The following is a 17,887-nucleotide window of genomic DNA, read 5'->3' on the forward strand; positions in this document are numbered from 1 at the left end:
CACTGTCCCTTGTCAGCTCATACGATCCGCGAGGTCCGCCCCTGCCAGTAACGTTCACGAATGCGCCGCTTGTAAAGCTTTCCGTTCGGGTCGCGCGGCAACTCCGGCTCGAACTCGACCGTGCGCGGGCACTTGTAGCCGGCCAGGTGAGCCCGGCAGTAGGCGATGAGCTCGGCCTCCAAATCGGGGCCGGGCGCCACCCCGTCGGCCGGCTGCACGACGGCCTTGACCTCCTCGCCGAACTCGTCGTTGGGGACGCCGAAGACGGCCGCGTCGACGAGCTTGGGGTGCATGACCAGCAGGTTCTCCGCTTCCTGCGGGTAGATGTTCACCCCGCCCGAGACGATCATGAACGTCGACCGGTCGGTGAGGTAGAGGTATCCGTCGTCGTCGACGTAGCCCATGTCCCCCAGCGACCGCCAGCCCCGGTTGTTGGAGACCGACGCGGTCTTGGCCGGGTCCTTGAAGTATTCGAAATGGGGTCCGCCTTCGAAGAACAGCTCGCCGGAGGAGCCCACCGGAAGTTCGTTTCCGTCGTCGGCCAGCACGTGAACGGGGCTCAGCGGCTTGCCGACCGACCCGGGATGGGCGAGCCATTCTTCGGGTCCGATCGTGGTGCCCGCGAATCCCTCTGTGCCGCCGTAATACTCGTGGATGATGGGACCGAACCAGTCCATCATCCGGTGCTTGACGTCCACCGGGCACGGGGCGGCCGCGTGGATCACGCACTGCAGGCTGGACACGTCGTATTTCCGCCGGAGGGCCTCCGGCAACTTGAGCATCCGCACGAACATGGTGGGGACGAACTGGGCGTGGGTGACGCCTTGCGTCTCGATCAGCCGCAGCACGGCCTCGGCGTCGAACTTGCGCATCAGGATCGAGGCGGCACCGACGCGGTGCACCGCCATGGTGTAGTTCACCCCGGCGGCGTGGTACAGCGGTGCGGGGGAGAGGTACACGCTGGAGGAGTCCATCCCGTACTTGTGGATCAGCGCCATCTCCAGAACGGCCTGGGCCCACGACCCGTTGCCGTCGGCCGGCAGCGACCGGCGGACGGCCTTGGGCCGTCCCGTGGTGCCCGATGAATAGAGCATCTCCGAGCCATCCGACAGCGGCGGCGCGTCGCCCGCCGCCGCCAGAGCCTCTTCGTACGAGCGCCAGCCGGGCAGCGTGCCCCCGACGGTCAGGTGGACCGTCACGCCCGCGTTGGCGGCGCGCACGTGCGCGGCGAGTTCGGGCCCCCAGGGCTCTGATGCGTCGACGAAGACCGCCTTCGCGTCCGAGTCGTCGACGACGTAGGCCACCTCGTCGGGCGTGAAGTGGGTGTTGACGGCGGTGTAGTAGAGCCCGGAAAGCTGGCAGCCCCAGGTGATTTCGAAAAACTCGGGCCGGTTCGGCAGCACCAGCGCCACACCGTCGCCGCGCCGCAGCCCGGCACCGTGCAGCAGCGCGGCCACGCGCCGGCTCCGGGCATGCAGCTCGCCGAACGATATCGGGCCGTCATCGGTGATCAACGCAGGCGAGTCCGCGGCTGTGCTCGCATGGTCGGCGATGTTCACCCGTGCTCCCCTTTGAGCCGTCAGTGTTTAACTAGCCGTTGTTGGACTCCCTGTCGTGACGATACCGGGTGCCCGCGGGCCGGCTATCCCCCGAGGGGCGGGCGGGCCATGACGGTCGGCCGGAAGCCGTATCGCGGTCCCGCACCGCCGGCGGTGCCCGACCCCACGCCCGCCAGCGGCATGCCGCCGAGCAGGTTGCCGGGCCCGGCGCCGGCCTCCGCGGTGGGCCGGATCGCGCTGACCCACTCGGTCCCGGCATGTTGCGCCGCCGGGGCGGCCGCCGCCCAGGAGGCCGGCACCGACAGCTTGCCGATCGAGGTCGCGCTGCCCAGGTGCGCCGCCGCGCCGGCACCACCGCCGATCAGTCCACCCAGCCCGGGCAGGCCCTTGGGCACGGTGGCGACACCCGGTCCCGCCACCCCGCCGAGCCCGCCCAGCGTCTTGGAGATCTGGACACCGAAGTTGCCCATGCCGACGCTGAAGTAGGGCAGACCCTCGGTGTTGTAGAAGAAGCTCGTGTAGGGGGCGATGCCGTTGAGGAACGTCCCCACGTTCGTCGGCAGGATGGTCTGCCCGGTCAGCAAGAACCACAGTTCGGTGAGCACCGGCATCGACGCGGCGGCCGACACCGCCGAGGTCGGCGACGCCAGGCCCTGCAGCTGGCTCGGCACGCCGGCAACCAGACGTGCCAGTGTCGACTGCGCGCCGCCCGAGGTGGCCGCGGCCGTCTGTGCGGCTTGGGCGGCCGGGTTGGCGATCTGCGGTGCCGCCGTGAACGGCGTGACCTTCGTGGCGCTCGCCGAGGCGGCCGCGTAGTCGTACATGGCCGCGGCGTCCTGCGCCCAGAATTCGGCGTATTGCGCTTCCAGTTGCGCGATGATCGCGTTGTTCTGACCCAGCACGTTGGTCGCGGTCGCCTGGGTTAGTTTGGCGCGGTTGGTCGCGATCAACGGCGGCGGCACCACCGCGGCAAGCGCCGCCTCGTAGGCCGCCGCGGCCGCACCGGCCCGCGCGGCCGCCTGTTCGGCCTGCGCCGCAGTCATGTTCATCCACCCCACATAGGGCTGCACCGCCGCCACCATGGCCGCCGAGGCCGGCCCCAGCCATTCCTCGCCGGATAGCGCGGTGACCACCTTGTCGTAACCGGCCGCCGCCGAATTCAGCTCGGCCGCAAGCCCGTTCCAGGCCGACGCCGCTGCTGTCAACGACGACGAGCCCGGACCCGCGTACATCCGCGCCGAGTTGATCTCCGGGGGCAATGCTCCAAAATCAAACATCTTGACTCCTTCCGTGGATCATCGCGGTGATCATGGGGTTATCCGGCCGATGGCGGGCGGACGACCACGCTGTGGCGGGCCCCGTAGACGTTGGTGTGGCCGTAGGCGGCGGTGCGCCGGCCCACGGCCCCGGTCGGCATTCCCCGCAGCAGGGCATTGCTTGCCCCGCCCGCGGGGGCGCCCGGCGCGGCGACACTCTCGTCGATCGCAGCGCCGGCAAGTGCCACTTCCGATGTCGGTGACGTCCAATTCGGCGGCACGGACAACAGCCCGACCCGGCCGGCCTGGCCCGCGCCCGCCCACACCGCCCCGGCCGGATGGGCACCCACGCCGCCCAGCCCCTCGATGTGCAGGCCGAAAAATTGAGGCGTCGGGTACCAGGCGCCGGCCGAACCGGCCGTCGTTCCGGACCCGAACGTCAACTGCTGTCCGATGCTGTAAGCGAAGTTTGCGACACCCACCCCGAAATACGCCTGCAGCGTCTGCTTGAAGACCGTGATGTAGTTCGGGGGAGTGAGCCCGAGCCAGTTGTTGGTCGGGGTGGGCAGCCCGTACATCAGAAAATCCTGGATCGTGTTCCCAAGGAGCCCCTGCGCGGGTGGTGACGACAGTTGTTGCAGCGCTTGGGAAACCGCGGCGCTCTGCCGGACCGTCGCGTCGGGGGTGGTGATGTCGGACGGCGATGGGTACCCAGTCAGCTGGGCGGCCGTCGCCGAGGCGGCCGCATAGCCGTACATGGCGGTCGCGTCCTGCGCCCACATCTCGGCGTACTGCGCTTCAGTCGCGGCGATCGCCGGCGTGTTCTGCCCGAAGAAATTCGTGGCGATCAGCGTCATCAACAACAGCCGGTTCGCCACGATCACCGGCGGCGGCACCGTCATCACGAATGCGGTCTCGAAGGCGGCGGCGGCCGCGCGGGCCTGGCTCGCCGTCTGCTCCGCCTGGGCGGCCGCCGCCGCGAGCCAGCGCACATACGGCGCGACGGCGGACACCATGGCGACCGACGCGGGCCCCGCCCAGGGCGCGCTGGTCAGCTCCGTGATCACCGAGCTGTAGCCGCTCGCGGCCGCGCCCAATTCCGCCGCCAGCGCGTCCCAGGCCGTGGCGGCGGCCATCATCGGCTCCGAGCCCGGGCCCGAATACATTCGACCGGAATTGATTTCGGGGGGCAGCACCCCGAAATCCAACACCTCACTACCCCCTAGCCGACCGCGAAAGGATGGTCGGTCCCCGGCGGGTGTCGGCGGACACACGCAAATACTAATTCGACCCGGCGTCGATTATCGGGAATTGGAAGCGCGGCGGCGCGTCGATTCGTCTGCAGCAGCGTCGCTCAGCACGACACGTCGTCACGAGGGCCGTACGTGGCCTTCGGGGGTGGTTAACGTCCCGTCGTCACGACGGCGATGCGCCGTCCTTCGAGGCGGCCGCCGCCTGGCGCCGGGCTTGCTCGGAGGGCAGCACCTTGTCCTTGAACACCGTCTGGATCAGCTCCTGCACATCCTTGCTGATCGACGCGAGCGCGACGAGGTCGTTGGAGCTCTGCCAGTGCACCCGCATGCCCATCAGCTCCCACGCCCGCTTGAGATTGGCCTTGGTCGCCAACAGCGTCGTCATCGGCGCCTGGGCGATGTGCCGGGCGATGGCGTTGGCGCGCTCCTCTAGTTGGTCGCGCGGCACCACCTCGTTGACCAGACCGACCTCCAGCGCCTTCTTCGCGTCGATGACCTCGGCCAGGTAGAGGTAGTACGCCGCGCGGCGCCAGTTCATGAAAACCCACGGCTCGATCGAGCATTCACCCGACGGCATCCCGAATCCCTGCAAGGGCGGGTAGGAAAAGTACGCGTCCTCGGCGGCGATGACGATGTCGGTCGTCAGCCCGTAGTGGGTGCCCCCTCCGACGCAGTAGCCGTGCACGGCCGCGATGGTCGGCTTGGAGAACTCCCACAGGTTCAGCACGGGTTTGACGAACAGGTCCGTCTGCGGCTTCCACGGCGTGCCCATCACCTTGGCGCCCTCGACGAACGCCGGATAGTCGACCGCGTTGTTGCCGATGGCATGCCCGGAGCAGAAGCCCTTGCCGTTGGCCTTGAGGATCAGCACCTTGATGTCGTAGTCGCGGTCCGCGTCGAGCAGTGCGGCGTCGACTTCCTCGGCCAGCTTCTGGTCCTGGGCGTTCGCCTTCTCCGGCCAGTTGAGCGTGACGCGGGCGATCGGGCCTTCCTTTTCGTAGACGATTCTTTCGCGGGTCTCGTTGAGATCCATGCAGACTTACCTTTCAGTATTCCGAATTATGAAGTGATGACGCCGATTTCGGCGCCGATGTCGTAGGTCGTCCCGATCCGTCCGGTCCATTGCACGACGCCCGAGGCGCCGGCTTCGATTTCCTGCTCCACCTTCTCGGTGGCGATCACATAGATCGGTGTGCCCTCCTCGACGTGCGCACCCGCCTCCACGAGGAGATCGGTGAGCTCGGCTTCCGAGACGGCCACCGACACGCGGGGGATGCGGATGATGAAGTCAGCCATGCACCTTGGCCTTCCCCGCGCCTTCGAGAGTGCGTTGGGCGGCCGCGACGATGCGCGGCGGCGAGGGGTACACCTGCGCCTCGAGCGCGGCCGCGGCCGGGTTGGGGACGAACCTGGCGGCCACCCGTTCGACGGGTGCGGCCAGCTCGCCGAACAGTTCGGATTGCAGGATCGCGGCGATTTCGGCTCCGGGCCCGGCGAATTGGACCGCGTCGTGCACGATCACGACCCGCCGGGTGCGGCGGGCGGATTCGACGATGGTCTCGACGTCGAGCGGTACCAGGGTGCGCAGGTCCACGACCTCGGCGCTGACACCCTGTTCGGCCAACGTGTCCGCCGCCGCGAGTGCGTCGTGCACGGGGCGACCGTACGCGATCAGCGTCACGTCGGTACCGGGCCGCTTGATGTCGGCCTGCCCCAGCGGGATTGAGAAGCCGGGCTCGACGGGGACCAAACCTTTCTTGCCCTGCAACCGGATCGTCTCGACGAACAGGCAGGGATCCGGATCGAAGATCGCCGCTGTGAGAAGGCCTTTGCCGTCGCGCGGGGTCGACGGCACGATGACCTTCATCCCGGGGATGTGCATGAACCACGCTTCCAGGCTCTGCGAGTGGGTGGCCCCGGTGGCCAGCCCGGCGTAGACCTGGGTGCGGACGGTGATCGGCGCCGTCGTGCGGCCCGCGGTCATGAACCGCAGCTTGGCGGCGTTGTTGATGAGCTGGTCGGCGGCGATGCCGATGAAGTCCATGATCATGATCTCGGCCACGGGCAGCATCCCGTCGATCGCGGCACCGATCGCGGCGCCCACGATCGCGGCCTCCGAGATGGGCGTATCCAGGACCCGGTCGTGGCCGTACTTGGTGGACAGTCCCGCCGTGGGCCCCGAGGCGCCGGGATCGGCGATGTCCTCGCCGAGCAGGAAGACCCGCTCGTCGGCCTCCAGCGCCTCGTCGAGCGCGAGGTTCAGCGCCTCGCGCATGGTCATCTCTTTCTCTTCCGTCATGTCAAGGCTCTGCGTCATACCGGAAACCCGATCGGGGTCGCGTACACGTCGTGGTCGAGTTCGTCCCCGGCCGGTGACTGCGCGCCCATGACCGTCGCCAGCGCCGCGTCGACTACGGCCAGCGCCTCGTTGTCGATGCGGTCGAGTTCGTCCTCGCCGCAGATTCCGGCCTCCGCGAGGTGAGCGCGGAACCGCGGCACCGGGTCGGCCGCCATGGCCGCGGCCAGTTGCTCCTTCGGGATGTAGGGCATCCGGTCACCGAAGTAGTGGCCGCGGAAGCGGAACGTCACGCACTCGATGAAGGTGGGGCCCTGGCCGGCGCGGGCGCGCCGCAGGGCGTCGTCGAGCGCGGATTTCACCGCCAGCGGGTCGTTGCCGTCGACGCGGACGCCCGGCATCCCGTAGCCGGCCGCCCGCTGGGCGACGTGCTCGAGCTTCATCGTGTCCGACGTCGGCGTCATCTCGGCGAACAGATTGTTCTGGCAGACAAACACCAGCGGCAGGTCCCACAGCGCGGCCATGTTGGCCGCCTCGTGGAACGAGCCCGTGTTCGTCGCTCCGTCGCCGAAGCTGACCACCGTGACCCGGTCGAGGCCCTTGCGCTTGCCGGACATCGCCAGCCCGACGGCCACCGGGGGTCCGGCCCCGACGATCCCGGTCGAGAGCATGACGCCCTTGTCGGGCTTGGCGATGTGCATGGTGCCGCCCTTGCCCCGGCTCGCGCCGACGGTGCGGCCCATCATCTCGCCGTAGATTTCCTCGAGCGGGACGCCCTTGCCGATCAGATCGTGCAGCCCGCGGTAGGTCGTCACCAACTGGTCGCCGGGCCGCAGCGCCACGCCCATCGCCGCGGCGATTGCCTCTTGGCCGCGCGAAGGCCAATACACGCACATGAATTCGCCGGTGCCGATGCCCTTGGACAGCCGGTCGTCGGCGGCCTTCATCAGGATCATCAATTCGTAGAGGCGACGTTCGATGTCCATTGCGGCCTGACCGTCGCTCACCAACACCCTCCAGTCATTGTGCACCCCAACACGATTCGTGGCGGCCGTCAGCCGCCCGACCACGGTTTGACTTTGAGGAAGCCGCCGCCGTCCACGCGAAGCTGCTGTCCGGTGATGTAGCGCGCGGCGTCCGACGCCAAGAACAGCACGGCCTCGCTGATGTCCTCGGGTTCGACGTAGGGGATGGGCATCGCCTGAACCACCGGGAAGACCGGTTCGGCGTCCTCTCGGGTGGGCTCCAACAGGTCGGGCCGGAACGCGCGGTACATCGGTGCGCTGTGCAGCATGTCGGTGTTGACATTCGTCGGATGCACCGCGTTCATCCGGATCGAGAACTTGGCCAGTGCCAACGCGAAGTCGTTGACGTAGTGCGCGGCAGCGAGTTTCGCGAATGCGTAGCCGGCTCCGCCGGGGCCGCCGTCGATACCGGTGGTGTTCAGAGACGACATGAACGCCGCGTTCGAGCCGATCACGATGATCGACGCGCCGGCCCCCAGATGCTTGAGGCTGGCATGCACCAGGTTGAGCACGCCGACCAGGTCGACGTCGACCGCGTCGGCGAACGCCTGCGGCGGGAGGCCCGCGGTGAGCGGGCAGATGCCGGCGTTGGCCACCACGATGTCGAGGTGGCCGAACTCGGCGACACCCTGATCGATCGCGGCGGCCAGTGCCACCCGATCGCGGACGTCGGCGATCGCCGTGAACGCGCGCTGCCCCTCCTTCTCCACCAGCCGCGCCGTCTCGTCGAGATCCTCGGGACGCGCCAGCGGATACTCGTTCGTCTCGATGTCCGCGCATACGTCCACCGCGATGATGTCGGCGCCCTCCGCGGCCAGCAGCCGCGCATGGGAACGGCCCTGGCCACGCGCGGCCCCGCTGACCACGGCCACCTTGCCCATCACCCTGCCCATATTCCGCCCTTCACCCGGCGCCTACACCAGCGACCCGCGTTGGGGGCCAAAGCTATTCGGTGCCGAAGAGCCGGGAATCCGCGGACTCACCGCATCGCGGGGGAGGAGCGACGCAATGGTCGGCTCCATCACATGTCTGCCACGAAAACTGCGCGTGGCCACAGCCGGGCTCTCGATATCCCTTAGAGTAGCTAGAATACTTAAAATAGCAAGAAAGACGACCGAGGGGGTTTGGTTGGCCGGCGTGCTGAGCGGTGTCCGAGTGGTCGAGTTGGCGTCGTGGACCTATGTGCCCTCGGCCGGCGCCGCCCTTTCCGACTGGGGTGCCGACGTGATCAAGGTGGAGGGCGTCGCCTCCGGGGACCCTGGCCGCGCGCTGGTCGTCGGCGGCTTTACCCGCGAGGCGGCCCGCCCCGACGCCGATTTCATCCTCGAATTGGGCAACCGCGGCAAGCGCAGCATCGCCATCGACATCAAGTCCGAGCTGGGCCGCGACCTTTTCGGCCGCCTGTTGGCCAGTGCGGATGTGTTCCTGACCAATTGGCTGCCGGGAGCGCTCGAGCGGGCGCGGCTGACCGTCGACGACGTCCGCGGGTTCAACCCGAAGATCATCATCGCCCGCGGCACCGGGCTCGGCGTCCGCGGCCCGGACCGAGACCGCGGCGGTTTCGACGCCGCCACGTACTTGGCGCGCGGCGGGGTGGCGTACACGCTCACGCCGTTCGGCACCGACACGCCGGCGGTCCAGGGGCCGGCGTTCGGGGACCTGCAAGGCGGCGCGACGCTGGCCGGCGGCGTGTGCGCGGCGTTATTCCACCGCGAACGGACCGGCGAACCGACGATCGTGGACTCGTCGCTGCTGGCGCAGGCGATGTGGGCGATCGCTCCCTCGATTTCGGCGGCCGATTTCTTCGACATCGACGGCATTCCCGGCGCGCCACCCGGGCTGGCCATCAACCCGCTGGTGAACCGGTACAAAACCAAGGACGGCAGGTGGATTCAGCTGGTCTTCCTGCAGCCCGACAAGTTCTGGGCCGGCTTCTGCGCGCGGATGGGCCTAGCCGAGTTGGCCACCGACGAGCGGTTTGTGCCGTCGAGCAACCTGATCGCCAACGCCGCCGCCGCGACCGAGCTCGTGGCGAACGCCTTTGCCCGCCATGACCTCGCGCACTGGCAACAGGTTCTGGCGGACGAACCCGGCGTGTGGGGCGCGCTCGCGACGCCCCGCGAGACCCTCAACGATCCGCAGGTCGAGCCCAACGGATACGTGGTGACCAACGTCGACGACCATGGGGAGCGCTACCGCATCGTCGCGGCGCCCGTGCAGTTCGACGAAACCCCGCCGGCGCCCGCCCGCGCCCCGGAGCACGGGCAGCACACCGAGGAAATCCTGCTGGAACTCGGCGTCGACTGGGACGACATCGCCGGCGCGAAGGATCGCCGGGCGATCCTCTGAGCAACGCCGGATCAGCCGGCCACCGCCGCCTTGCGGGCGGCGATCTTGGCGCGCACCGCGTTCATGTCGAGCGATTTCACCTGGTTGATCAGGTCTTCCAGCACGTCGGCGGGCATCGCGCCGGGTTGGCTGTAGACCAGGACGCCGTCACGGAACGCCATGATGGTCGGGACGGACCGGATGCCGAGCGCGGCGGCCAGCTCCGGTTCGGCCTGGGTGTCGACCTTGGCGTGCACGACGTCGGGGTGCTCCTGGGCCGAACGGTCATAGACCGGTGCGAAGGCCTGACAGGGGCGGCAGTACCCGGCCCAAAAATCAACGAGCACAAGCGGGTTGTCGACGATGCCCGATTCGAATGTCTGGCCGGTCAGGGCGGTGGTTGGCATGATGCTTCCTTTCTTTCGCATGCTTGCCCGTGACAACAGATACCCTATGGGGTATATTCCACTGTAGATCGGTTGATACCCCGGCGGGTACCCTGTTCCTAGCGACAACCGAGACGGAGGATCCAGTGATTGGTGATCAAGACAGCGTCGGCGCGGTGCTCAACCGGCTGCGGCGCGCCCAGGGCCAGCTTGCGGGGGTGATCTCGATGATCGAGCAGGGCCGCGACTGCAAGGACGTCGTCACCCAGCTTGCCGCGGTTTCCCGTGCGCTGGACCGCGCCGGGTTCAAGATCGTCGCGACCGGGTTGAAGGAATGCGTCACGGGTACCACCGCGGACGGCGCGACGCCGCTGAGCGAGGCCGAGCTGGAGAAGCTGTTCCTGGCGCTCGCCTGAGCGCCCGGGGCGGTGACGACAACAAACGAAAGGAAGCCATGATGAATCTCGCCATTGCGACACCGCTGCAAACCTCGTTCGAGGACGCGGTCGCCAAGACCCGCGAGGCGCTCGCGGAGCAGGGCTTCGGCGTGCTCACCGAGATCGACGTGAAGGCCACGCTGAAGGCGAAGCTCGGCCACGACATGGAGGACTACCTGATCCTCGGCGCCTGCAACCCACCGCTGGCGCACCGGGCCCTGGACGCGCGGCGCCAGATCGGCCTGCTGCTGCCCTGCAACGTCGTCGTGCGGGCCGACCCGGACCACGCCGGCACGGTGCTCGTCGAGGCCATGAACCCCGGGCTGCTGGTCGAGGTCACCGGCGAGCCCGAACTGCGTCCGGTCGCCGAGGAGGTCACGGACCGGCTGAAGGCCGCCATCGATTCCCTCAAGCCCGCGGTTCATCACTGAGAAGCGGGACGAGGCAATGTCGGATCCCCAGCATCACCACGAAGTCCTGCAGGACCTGCTGCCGCAGCACCGCGCGCTTCGCAAGCAGATCCCCGAGGTTTACCAAGGCTTTGCGGCCCTGAGCGGCGCGGCCCTGACCGATGGGGCACTGAGCCGCAAGTTCAAGGAGCTCGTGGCGCTGGCGATCGGGGTCGTCGAGGGTTGCGACGGTTGCATCGCCTCGCATGCGCAGGGCGCCGCGCGCGCCGGCGCCACCCGGGAGGAGGCCGCCGAAGCCATCGGCGTCACCTTCCTCATGCACGGCGGCCCGGCCACCATCTACGGCGCGCGCGCCTACACGGCGTTCTGTGAATTCGCCGACGCCGAGGCCGCCAAGTCGTCATAGCCGCGGCGCCGCTGACCAAGGACCCGATGTAGAAGGACCAAAGTCATTGGCTGCCAAGGATCTGCTGACCTTTGCCGCCCCGCGTCGTAGGTTTGTGCGCGGAGCATGCGATGACCGGATTCTTGCGCAACAGCGACGCCTTCACCTGGGCGATGGAAAGCGATCCACGGCTGAGATCGACCGTGGTCAGCATCGTGTTGCTGCAGCACTCGCCCGACTGGGACGAAGTGCGCGAACGGTTCGACCTGATCAGCCGCACATTGCCCATGTTTCGGCAGCGGGTGGTCCCGTCGCCGCCGCCGGCCCCTCCGCACTGGGAACACGCCCCGGACTTCGACCTCGGCTACCACGTCCGGCGGGCGGCCGCTCCGGGGGCCGGCACGCTCGACGACGTCCTCGAGCTGGCCCGGTTGGCCGAGATGCAGGACTTCGACAGGGCCCGGCCGCTCTGGGAGACAACCCTCATCGATGGCCTGGAAGACGGTGGCGCGGCGGTCATTTGCAAGTTCCATCACGCCCTCACCGACGGGATCGGCGGCGTGCAGATCGCGATGCGCCTGTTCAACCTCTCCGAAGAGTGCCGCCGCGAACCGCTGCCGCCCGAGCCGCAAACATCCCGGTCATCGCCGCTCGCGGGTTATCGGGATGCGTGGAGCTATGACGCCGGGCTGCTGGCGAACGCCGTCGCGACAGCGGTCAAAGCGACCCCGCGGCTGCTCTACAGCGGCGTACGCCGGCCCGTCGCGACGGCCCGCTCGGCGGCGGCCACCGCGGCATCGTTCTATCGGACCGTTCGGCCGATAAGTCGCACCGGTTCCCCGCTGCTCACCGAGCGCGGCCTGATCCGTCGTCTGATGGTGCACCAGGTGCCGATGCAGCAACTGCGCGAGGCGGCGCACCGCTCCGGTGGGGCACTCAACGATGCGTTCGTCGCCGGGGTCGCCGGCGGCCTGCGCCGCTACCACGAAAAGCACGACGTCGAGATCGGCGACCTGCACCTCACGATGCCGATCAGCCTGCGGACGGAGTCGGATGACATGGGCGGCAACCGGATCACGCTGATGCGGTTCGACGTTCCCGTGGGCGAGACCGAGCCGACGGCACGCATTCAGGCAATCCACCGGCGGGCCGGCGCGGTGCGCGCCGAACGGTCCCTGCCTTACACCCAGCTGATTGCCGGCGCTTTGAACTTGATGCCACGCTGGTACATCGGTTCCGTGCTGCGCCACGTCGATTTCCTCGCCAGCGACGTGCCCGGCGTGCCGGTGCCGGTCTTTTTGGGCGGCGCGCCGGTGCGCGCGCAATACGCGTTCGGCCCGACGATCGGCTCGGCGGTCAATGTCACCCTGCTCACCTACGTCGACACCTGTGCCCTGGGCATCGACGTCGATACCGCCGCCATCCCCGACTACGACATCTTCTATGAGGCGCTGGTCGCCGGTTTCGACGAGGTCTTAGCCCTCGCGGGCTGAATCGCTCGATCCCGAAAGGGTCACAAGCGCATATCGATACCGGCGGCGGTCTGGCACAAACTCGTTCACTCCGCAAATCATTGCACAGGGCGCCTTTTCGGAAACCCCGGCGCGACGATGCGTAGGAGAACGGATTCTCTTCCGCTATGCGCGTAGGGGATTTCGTTCCGGCGCAACAGGAGGTATCGACAGCATGATGGGGAACTGGGTGCCTGCCCAGACAACGTATGGCCCGAATTCCGGCCGCATTCTCGACACCGCGCGAGGCATTCTCATCGGCCTTCGCCGCTGCCCGTCGCACGCGGCTTTCGATGAATTGCACAGCGCGGCAATGCGTCACAAGGTTCCGGTATTCGCGATGGCCTGGGCGCTGGTGCACCTGGCCGGTGACGGCGAGCAGACACCCAGCTTCATCGATGCGCAGTCCGCGGCTCGCCGCGAGTGGGGTCCGCTGTTTCGGGACGCCGCGGTGGGCTGCTGACGGCCCGATAAGACGTTGGGGCGGCCGCGCTCTCGAGGGGTAACTCGGCCGTCACCAACTTTTTCGGGGACCGCCCTCAGCGTCCGCCGTTGACCGAAGGCCGCCAGTCACCCGCCAACACGGCTTCCACGTCCCGCCCCAGGTCGGCCAGCCCGGCGAGCTCGACCTCATCGAAGTTTTGCCCGGCAGCGGTGCGCCGTACCCGCGCGAGCTGGCCGGCGATCGCCGACCGATGCTCGGGTTGCGTTGTCTGCCACGCAACCTCGCGAAGCAAGGTGAGTAACCGGGCCAGCACCGTGGGGTCGTCGGCGCCGTATCGTCGCGGCTGCGCAACGGCCATGTCGAGCAGCTCCGCGAAGCTCGGTAACCGGACCACCACCCGCGTCGCATCGCCGCACCGCAGCGTTTTGTAGCTGAGGCGGCGCTGCACCAGGCAACACAGGAGCGCTGAGCTGTAACCCAACGCGTGGACGGCCGTGGTTGGGTCGTTCACCCCGGGCGACAGGGCCTTCACCGCCACATCGGTCAGTTGACGCAGCCCGTAACCCACGTCTTGAACGGGCGTGCGCTCGTTTCCGGTGTGCACGCAGGCCGTAACGCGCCCGTTGAGCCGTTCCAACACCTTTGCCCCGGGCGGATCAGGCGAGTCGGACAGCCACACGTAACCCAGCGGTTCGCCTGCGATGAGCCAATCCCCGGGCGTGCGGATGATGAAGACCACCGCGCCGGCCTGCTCGGCGGCCGAAGCCAAGGGGCCCGCGTCGACGCTGACCAAAAAACCGGTGGACCGCGCCCGGACCAGGGCGGCGTCGGGTGGTGGTTGCGGCACCGCCTCCGGCTCTCCGGTGGGATCCCGGGCCTGGAAGACGTCGGTCCCGGCCGCGATGGCGTCGGCACACACGGTGTGCATCATGGTTTCCACGCGGATTTCGCCCACCAGGTGCGCGAGGAAGAACACCAGTCCGACAACGCTGAGCAAAGCCAGTAGCGCGGCGACCGCGGTCGCGAGGTGCGGGACGGTGTAGACCGTTTGGCTGGGCCCGTTTTGAACGTTCTGCAGGACTGTCAGCGCGTAGGCGAACGTGGCCAGGAACAGCGCCATCGTGGTTTGCACGAAGCGATCGCGGGCGAAGGTGCGCAGCAGGCGTGGGGAGTACTGCCCGCTCGCCAGCTGCAGCGTCACGACCGTCAGCGAGAAGGTCAGTGACGTGACCGTCATCATGGCGGTCGTGATGGTGCCCAGTAACTCCCGCGCGTCGTCTACGGTGCTCCCGGAAATGATGCGCAAGTCCGGCAGCGTGTCATCGATTGCCCGGTCGAGCGCCGGCACGCCCAGTCCCGCACCGATCGCCACGACAACGCCGATCAGCGGCACCGGCCACAATCGGGTGAGCAATGCATCGCTGACACGACTGCGCCACGTGGCCGACGGCATCAAGCCTCCCGTCCTGAATCGTTTGCGCTCGGGCCCTGCAGCGCCCGAGCGCCCGTGTCCCGGTCCGGTTTCGGGCCGATATAGGGGGGTTCCCGATTTTTGGTTATTGCACCGTCGTCAATGCATCCAGACCGGTGCGTCAAGCGCGGCGCGCAGTGCCGCGACGATGCGCTGCTCCTTGTCGAGGAAACGCTCGGTGGGCGCCGGGACCGAGATCGCGACCACCGCGCCGCCCACGGCTCGTCGCGCGACGGCCGCCGCCGAGATCCCCGCGGTGTGTTCGCCGCGGTCGAAAGCGAGTCCCGTGCGCTTGATCTCGGCGATTTCCTCGCGCAGCCCGGCGGCGACGCCGGGACCCAACCGCGCGATCATTGCCCCGGCGTCCGCATCGGCGAGCGCCGCCAGGGCGGCTTTGCCGTTGGCTGTCGACGGCAAGGGGAACTTGACGCCGACCGCCGAGACGGCGCGCAGGCGGTGCGACGATTCGATCTGGTCGATGAACCACATCCGCTGCCCCCGCATGATCGACAGGTCGACGGTCTCGCCGCCGGTTGCGTGCGCCACCCGTTCGATCGTCGGGCGGAAGGTCGCGGCGATCTGCGCCCCGTCGGCGCTGCCAAACCCCAGCAGGCGCTCGCCGAGGGAAATGCGGCCCTGCGCGTCGACGCTGGCCAGCCCGACCTCCGCCAGGCCGACCAGCAGGCGGCGAGCCGTCGACTTGGCCAGCCCGAGCCGCTCGCCGAGGTCGACCAGCCGGAGCCGTCCGGGCTCGGCGGCGATCTCGTCGAGCGCCGCTACGGCGCGACGTAACACCTGGATGCCTTCGTCGCGACCACTTGGCGAATTTCCTTCCGTGGACGGCACGATGACACTATAGTGTTCCGCATTGCGGTCTACCAAGTACCGCTATGTGGATCCGAAGGAGCTCCAGATGGGTGCGCTGCCGGCCGGACGACATTTTTTCCGCGGCGCGGACGGATACGAGTCCGCCCGCCAGAAAACCGTGTGGCACCAAAAGGTGCCCAACCGCTACCCGGAGCTGATCGTGCAGGCCGTCGACGCCGCGGACATCGTCGCGGGCCTGCGCTATGCCAAGGCCAACGGGCACAAGGTCAACGTCGTGTCGGGCGGGCACAGCTTCGCGGCCAGCCATCTGCGCGACGGCGCGGTGCTGCTCGACGTCAGCCGCCTGGACCACGCGACGATCGACGCCGAGAAGAAGACCGCGGTCGCGGGGCCCGGCAAGGGCGGCAGCCTGCTGATGGCCGAGCTGGAGGCGCAGAACCTGTTCTTCCCGGGCGGCCACTGCAAGGGCGTCTGTCTGGGCGGTTACCTGCTGCAGGGCGGGTACGGATGGAACAGCCGCATCTACGGGCCGGCCTGCGAGAGCGTCGTCGGCCTCGACGTCATCACCGCCGACGGCGAACAGGTTCACTGCGACGCGGAGAACCACCCCGACCTGTACTTCGCCGCCCGCGGGGCCGGCCCGGGCTTCTTCGGCGTGGTCACGTCGTACTACCTGAAGCTGTACCCGCGCCCGGCGGCCTGCGGCACCAGCGTCTACGTCTACCCGTGGGACGTCGCAGACGAGGTTTACAGCTGGGCCCGCAGCATCAGCGCCGAGGTCGACCGTCGCGTCGAGCTGCAGGCCATCGCGACCCGGAGTCTGGCGGAGATGGGCATCGACAGCCCCGGCATCGCGTTCGCGTCGCCGGCGTTCGCCGACTCCGAAGAGGAAGCCCAGCAGGCCCTCGCGATCTTCGAAACCTGCCCGGTCGTCGATCGAGCCGTGCTGAAAGTTCCTTACATGCCAAGCGATTTGCCCACGTGGTACACCGCGGTGATGACCCACTATTTGGACGATTACCGCTACACGGCGGACAACATGTGGACCTCGGCGTCGGCGGACGAGCTGCTGCCGGGAATCCGTAAGATCCTCGACACGATGCCACCGGCGCCATCCCACTTCCTGTGGCTGAACTGGGGGCCGTCGCCGGAGCGCCAAGACATGGCCTACAGCATCGAAGACGAGATCTACCTGGCCCTCTACGGCTCCTGGAAGGACGCCGCCGACGACGACAAGTACGCGGACTGGTCGGGGTCCAACATGGCCGCGATGTCGCACCTGGCCACCGGGATCCAGCTCGCCGACGAGAACCTCGGCCAGCGCCCCGCCAGGTTCGCCACCGACGAGGCCATGGCGCGGCTCGACAAGGCGCGCGCCACGTATGACCCCGACGGCCTCTTCAACAGCTGGATGGGACGACTGTAGATGACCGGCGACCTTTACCTCGGCTACCGCGGCGACGACGCGAATACGCCATTTGGCAAGTTCTTCAAGCCCGAGATGGCGCCGCTGCCAACGCATGTCGTCGAGGCGCTCCAGCATGGTCCGCAAGGGTCGATGGCGCTGCCGGCGTTCGACGACGCCGCCGCCGTCGCCGAGCAGGGCTACCAGCAGACCGAGAACGGCTACGGCGTTCTCGAAGACGGCAGCTATCAGGTATCGGTGCGCACCGACATGCCCGGGGTGACCCCGGCGATGTGGTCCTGGTGGTTCGGCTGGCACGGCTGCGACACCCGCCGCTACAAGCTGTGGCATCCGCGCGCGCATCTCTCCGCCGCGTGGAAAGACGGCGATGATGCCGGCCGTCAGGGCTCCCAGCGCTACATCGGCCGCTGGTCGATCATCAGCGAGTACATCGGCTCCACGATGCTGAACGGCGCCATACAATTCGTCGATCCGGCCGAAATGGGCTGTCCGCCCGACGGCGACGGCGCGGTGGCGATTTGCGCGCGGTTGGGCTCCAGCGACGCGCCGGTGGACGTGGGATGGTTCATCCACCACATCAGGTCGACGGCCAACGGCGCCGAGATGCGGTCACGATTCTGGATGGGCGGGCCGCACATCGCCGTGCGCAAGGCCCCGGGCGTCGCGTCCAAGGCGGTGCGGCCCATCGCGTCGCGGATCCTGGGCGACCCGGTGGCCAGCGGCCGCAACCTGCTGGTGCATTGCGCCCAGGAGATGAACCACCTGGCGAGCTTCCTGCCCGTACTCTACGAACACTTCGGCGACGAGTAGATCAGGCCAGGACCGCGAAAGTGCAACGGGCGACGCATTTCTCGGGTGGCCGAGTCGGTAG

19 protein-coding genes are annotated in these 17,887 nt (G+C 68.2%); 8 read left to right on the plus strand and 11 right to left on the minus strand.

The features are described from left to right. Window positions 1-17: 17 nt before the first annotated feature. From A5673_RS10535 to A5673_RS10570, 8 genes are all read right to left on the minus strand, one after another. A complete protein-coding gene (locus A5673_RS10535; RefSeq protein WP_068231036.1) occupies window positions 18-1,559 on the minus strand; it encodes an acyl-CoA synthetase in 1,542 nt (513 codons plus the stop codon). 83 nt (window positions 1,560-1,642) lie between these two features. Beyond that, a complete protein-coding gene (locus tag A5673_RS10540) occupies window positions 1,643-2,836 on the minus strand; it encodes a PPE family protein (protein WP_068231039.1) in 1,194 nt (397 codons plus the stop codon). A gap of 38 nt (window positions 2,837-2,874) precedes the next feature. Further along, window positions 2,875-4,023: a PPE family protein gene (locus A5673_RS10545; protein WP_156748077.1), complete on the minus strand. Its 1,149-nt coding sequence runs from the start codon at window positions 4,021-4,023 to the stop codon at window positions 2,875-2,877. Window positions 4,024-4,231: 208 nt separating this feature from the next. Beyond that, window positions 4,232-5,101 carry an enoyl-CoA hydratase/isomerase family protein gene (locus A5673_RS10550; RefSeq protein WP_068231046.1) on the minus strand — a complete coding sequence of 290 codons (870 nt, stop codon included), beginning with the start codon at window positions 5,099-5,101 and terminating at the stop codon, window positions 4,232-4,234. Between the two features lie 26 nt (window positions 5,102-5,127). Then, complete coding sequence (locus A5673_RS10555) at window positions 5,128-5,364, minus strand: lipoyl domain-containing protein (protein WP_068231049.1); 237 nt, start codon at window positions 5,362-5,364, stop codon at window positions 5,128-5,130. After that, window positions 5,357-6,367 (minus strand): alpha-ketoacid dehydrogenase subunit beta, encoded by a 1,011-nt coding sequence (locus A5673_RS10560; protein WP_068231052.1) that lies wholly within the window; start codon window positions 6,365-6,367, stop codon window positions 5,357-5,359. Before A5673_RS10560 ends, A5673_RS10555 begins: the two co-directional genes overlap by 8 nt. A 14-nt stretch (window positions 6,368-6,381) precedes the next feature. Next, window positions 6,382-7,350 (minus strand): thiamine pyrophosphate-dependent dehydrogenase E1 component subunit alpha, encoded by a 969-nt coding sequence (locus A5673_RS10565; protein WP_068231299.1) that lies wholly within the window; start codon window positions 7,348-7,350, stop codon window positions 6,382-6,384. A 68-nt stretch (window positions 7,351-7,418) separates the two neighbouring features. Further along, a complete protein-coding gene (locus tag A5673_RS10570; RefSeq protein ID WP_068231055.1) occupies window positions 7,419-8,282 on the minus strand; it encodes a mycofactocin-coupled SDR family oxidoreductase in 864 nt (287 codons plus the stop codon). Between the two features lie 235 nt (window positions 8,283-8,517). Here A5673_RS10570 and A5673_RS10575 point away from each other — a divergent pair, with 235 nt between their 5' ends. Beyond that, window positions 8,518-9,738 carry a CaiB/BaiF CoA-transferase family protein gene (locus A5673_RS10575; RefSeq protein ID WP_068231058.1) on the plus strand — a complete coding sequence of 407 codons (1,221 nt, stop codon included), beginning with the start codon at window positions 8,518-8,520 and terminating at the stop codon, window positions 9,736-9,738. Between the two features lie 11 nt (window positions 9,739-9,749). Here the strand turns inward: A5673_RS10575 and A5673_RS10580 are convergent, their stop codons facing one another. Then, the gene (locus tag A5673_RS10580) at window positions 9,750-10,124 is read right to left on the minus strand and encodes a co-chaperone YbbN (RefSeq protein ID WP_068231061.1); all 375 of its coding nucleotides are present in this window, start codon (window positions 10,122-10,124) and stop codon (window positions 9,750-9,752) included. 125 nt (window positions 10,125-10,249) lie between these two features. On the opposite strand from A5673_RS10580, the gene A5673_RS10585 reads away from it, so the two are divergent. The 5 genes from A5673_RS10585 (at window position 10,250) to A5673_RS10605 (ending at window position 13,309) form a co-directional block, all read left to right on the plus strand. Continuing rightward, a complete protein-coding gene (locus tag A5673_RS10585; protein WP_067881621.1) occupies window positions 10,250-10,519 on the plus strand; it encodes a metal-sensitive transcriptional regulator in 270 nt (89 codons plus the stop codon). A gap of 41 nt (window positions 10,520-10,560) precedes the next feature. Continuing rightward, complete coding sequence (locus tag A5673_RS10590) at window positions 10,561-10,971, plus strand: DUF302 domain-containing protein (RefSeq protein WP_068231302.1); 411 nt, start codon at window positions 10,561-10,563, stop codon at window positions 10,969-10,971. 16 nt (window positions 10,972-10,987) lie between these two features. Next, window positions 10,988-11,356, plus strand: coding sequence for a carboxymuconolactone decarboxylase family protein (locus A5673_RS10595; RefSeq protein ID WP_068231064.1), 369 nt, complete (start codon window positions 10,988-10,990; stop codon window positions 11,354-11,356). 110 nt (window positions 11,357-11,466) lie between these two features. Then, window positions 11,467-12,828 (plus strand): wax ester/triacylglycerol synthase domain-containing protein, encoded by a 1,362-nt coding sequence (locus A5673_RS10600; RefSeq protein ID WP_068231067.1) that lies wholly within the window; start codon window positions 11,467-11,469, stop codon window positions 12,826-12,828. A 193-nt stretch (window positions 12,829-13,021) separates the two neighbouring features. Further along, a complete protein-coding gene (locus A5673_RS10605; protein WP_068231070.1) occupies window positions 13,022-13,309 on the plus strand; it encodes an ANTAR domain-containing protein in 288 nt (95 codons plus the stop codon). Window positions 13,310-13,385: 76 nt separating this feature from the next. On the opposite strand, the gene A5673_RS10610 is transcribed toward A5673_RS10605, so the two are convergent. Continuing rightward, a complete protein-coding gene (locus tag A5673_RS10610; RefSeq protein ID WP_068231073.1) occupies window positions 13,386-14,744 on the minus strand; it encodes a DUF2254 domain-containing protein in 1,359 nt (452 codons plus the stop codon). 117 nt (window positions 14,745-14,861) lie between these two features. Beyond that, window positions 14,862-15,608: an IclR family transcriptional regulator gene (locus tag A5673_RS10615; protein WP_068231076.1), complete on the minus strand. Its 747-nt coding sequence runs from the start codon at window positions 15,606-15,608 to the stop codon at window positions 14,862-14,864. Window positions 15,609-15,675: 67 nt separating this feature from the next. Here A5673_RS10615 and A5673_RS10620 point away from each other — a divergent pair, with 67 nt between their 5' ends. Together A5673_RS10620 and A5673_RS10625 are read left to right on the plus strand one after the other, a co-directional pair. Further along, a complete protein-coding gene (locus tag A5673_RS10620; protein ID WP_068231305.1) occupies window positions 15,676-17,016 on the plus strand; it encodes an FAD-binding oxidoreductase in 1,341 nt (446 codons plus the stop codon). Then, window positions 17,017-17,826: a DAPG hydrolase family protein gene (locus tag A5673_RS10625; RefSeq protein ID WP_068231079.1), complete on the plus strand. Its 810-nt coding sequence runs from the start codon at window positions 17,017-17,019 to the stop codon at window positions 17,824-17,826. It begins immediately after the preceding gene. Window positions 17,827-17,887 lie beyond the last annotated feature (61 nt).

The sequence above is a fragment of the Mycobacterium sp. E3198 genome, from assembly GCF_001667015.1.
GTDB lineage: Bacteria > Actinomycetota > Actinomycetes > Mycobacteriales > Mycobacteriaceae > Mycobacterium.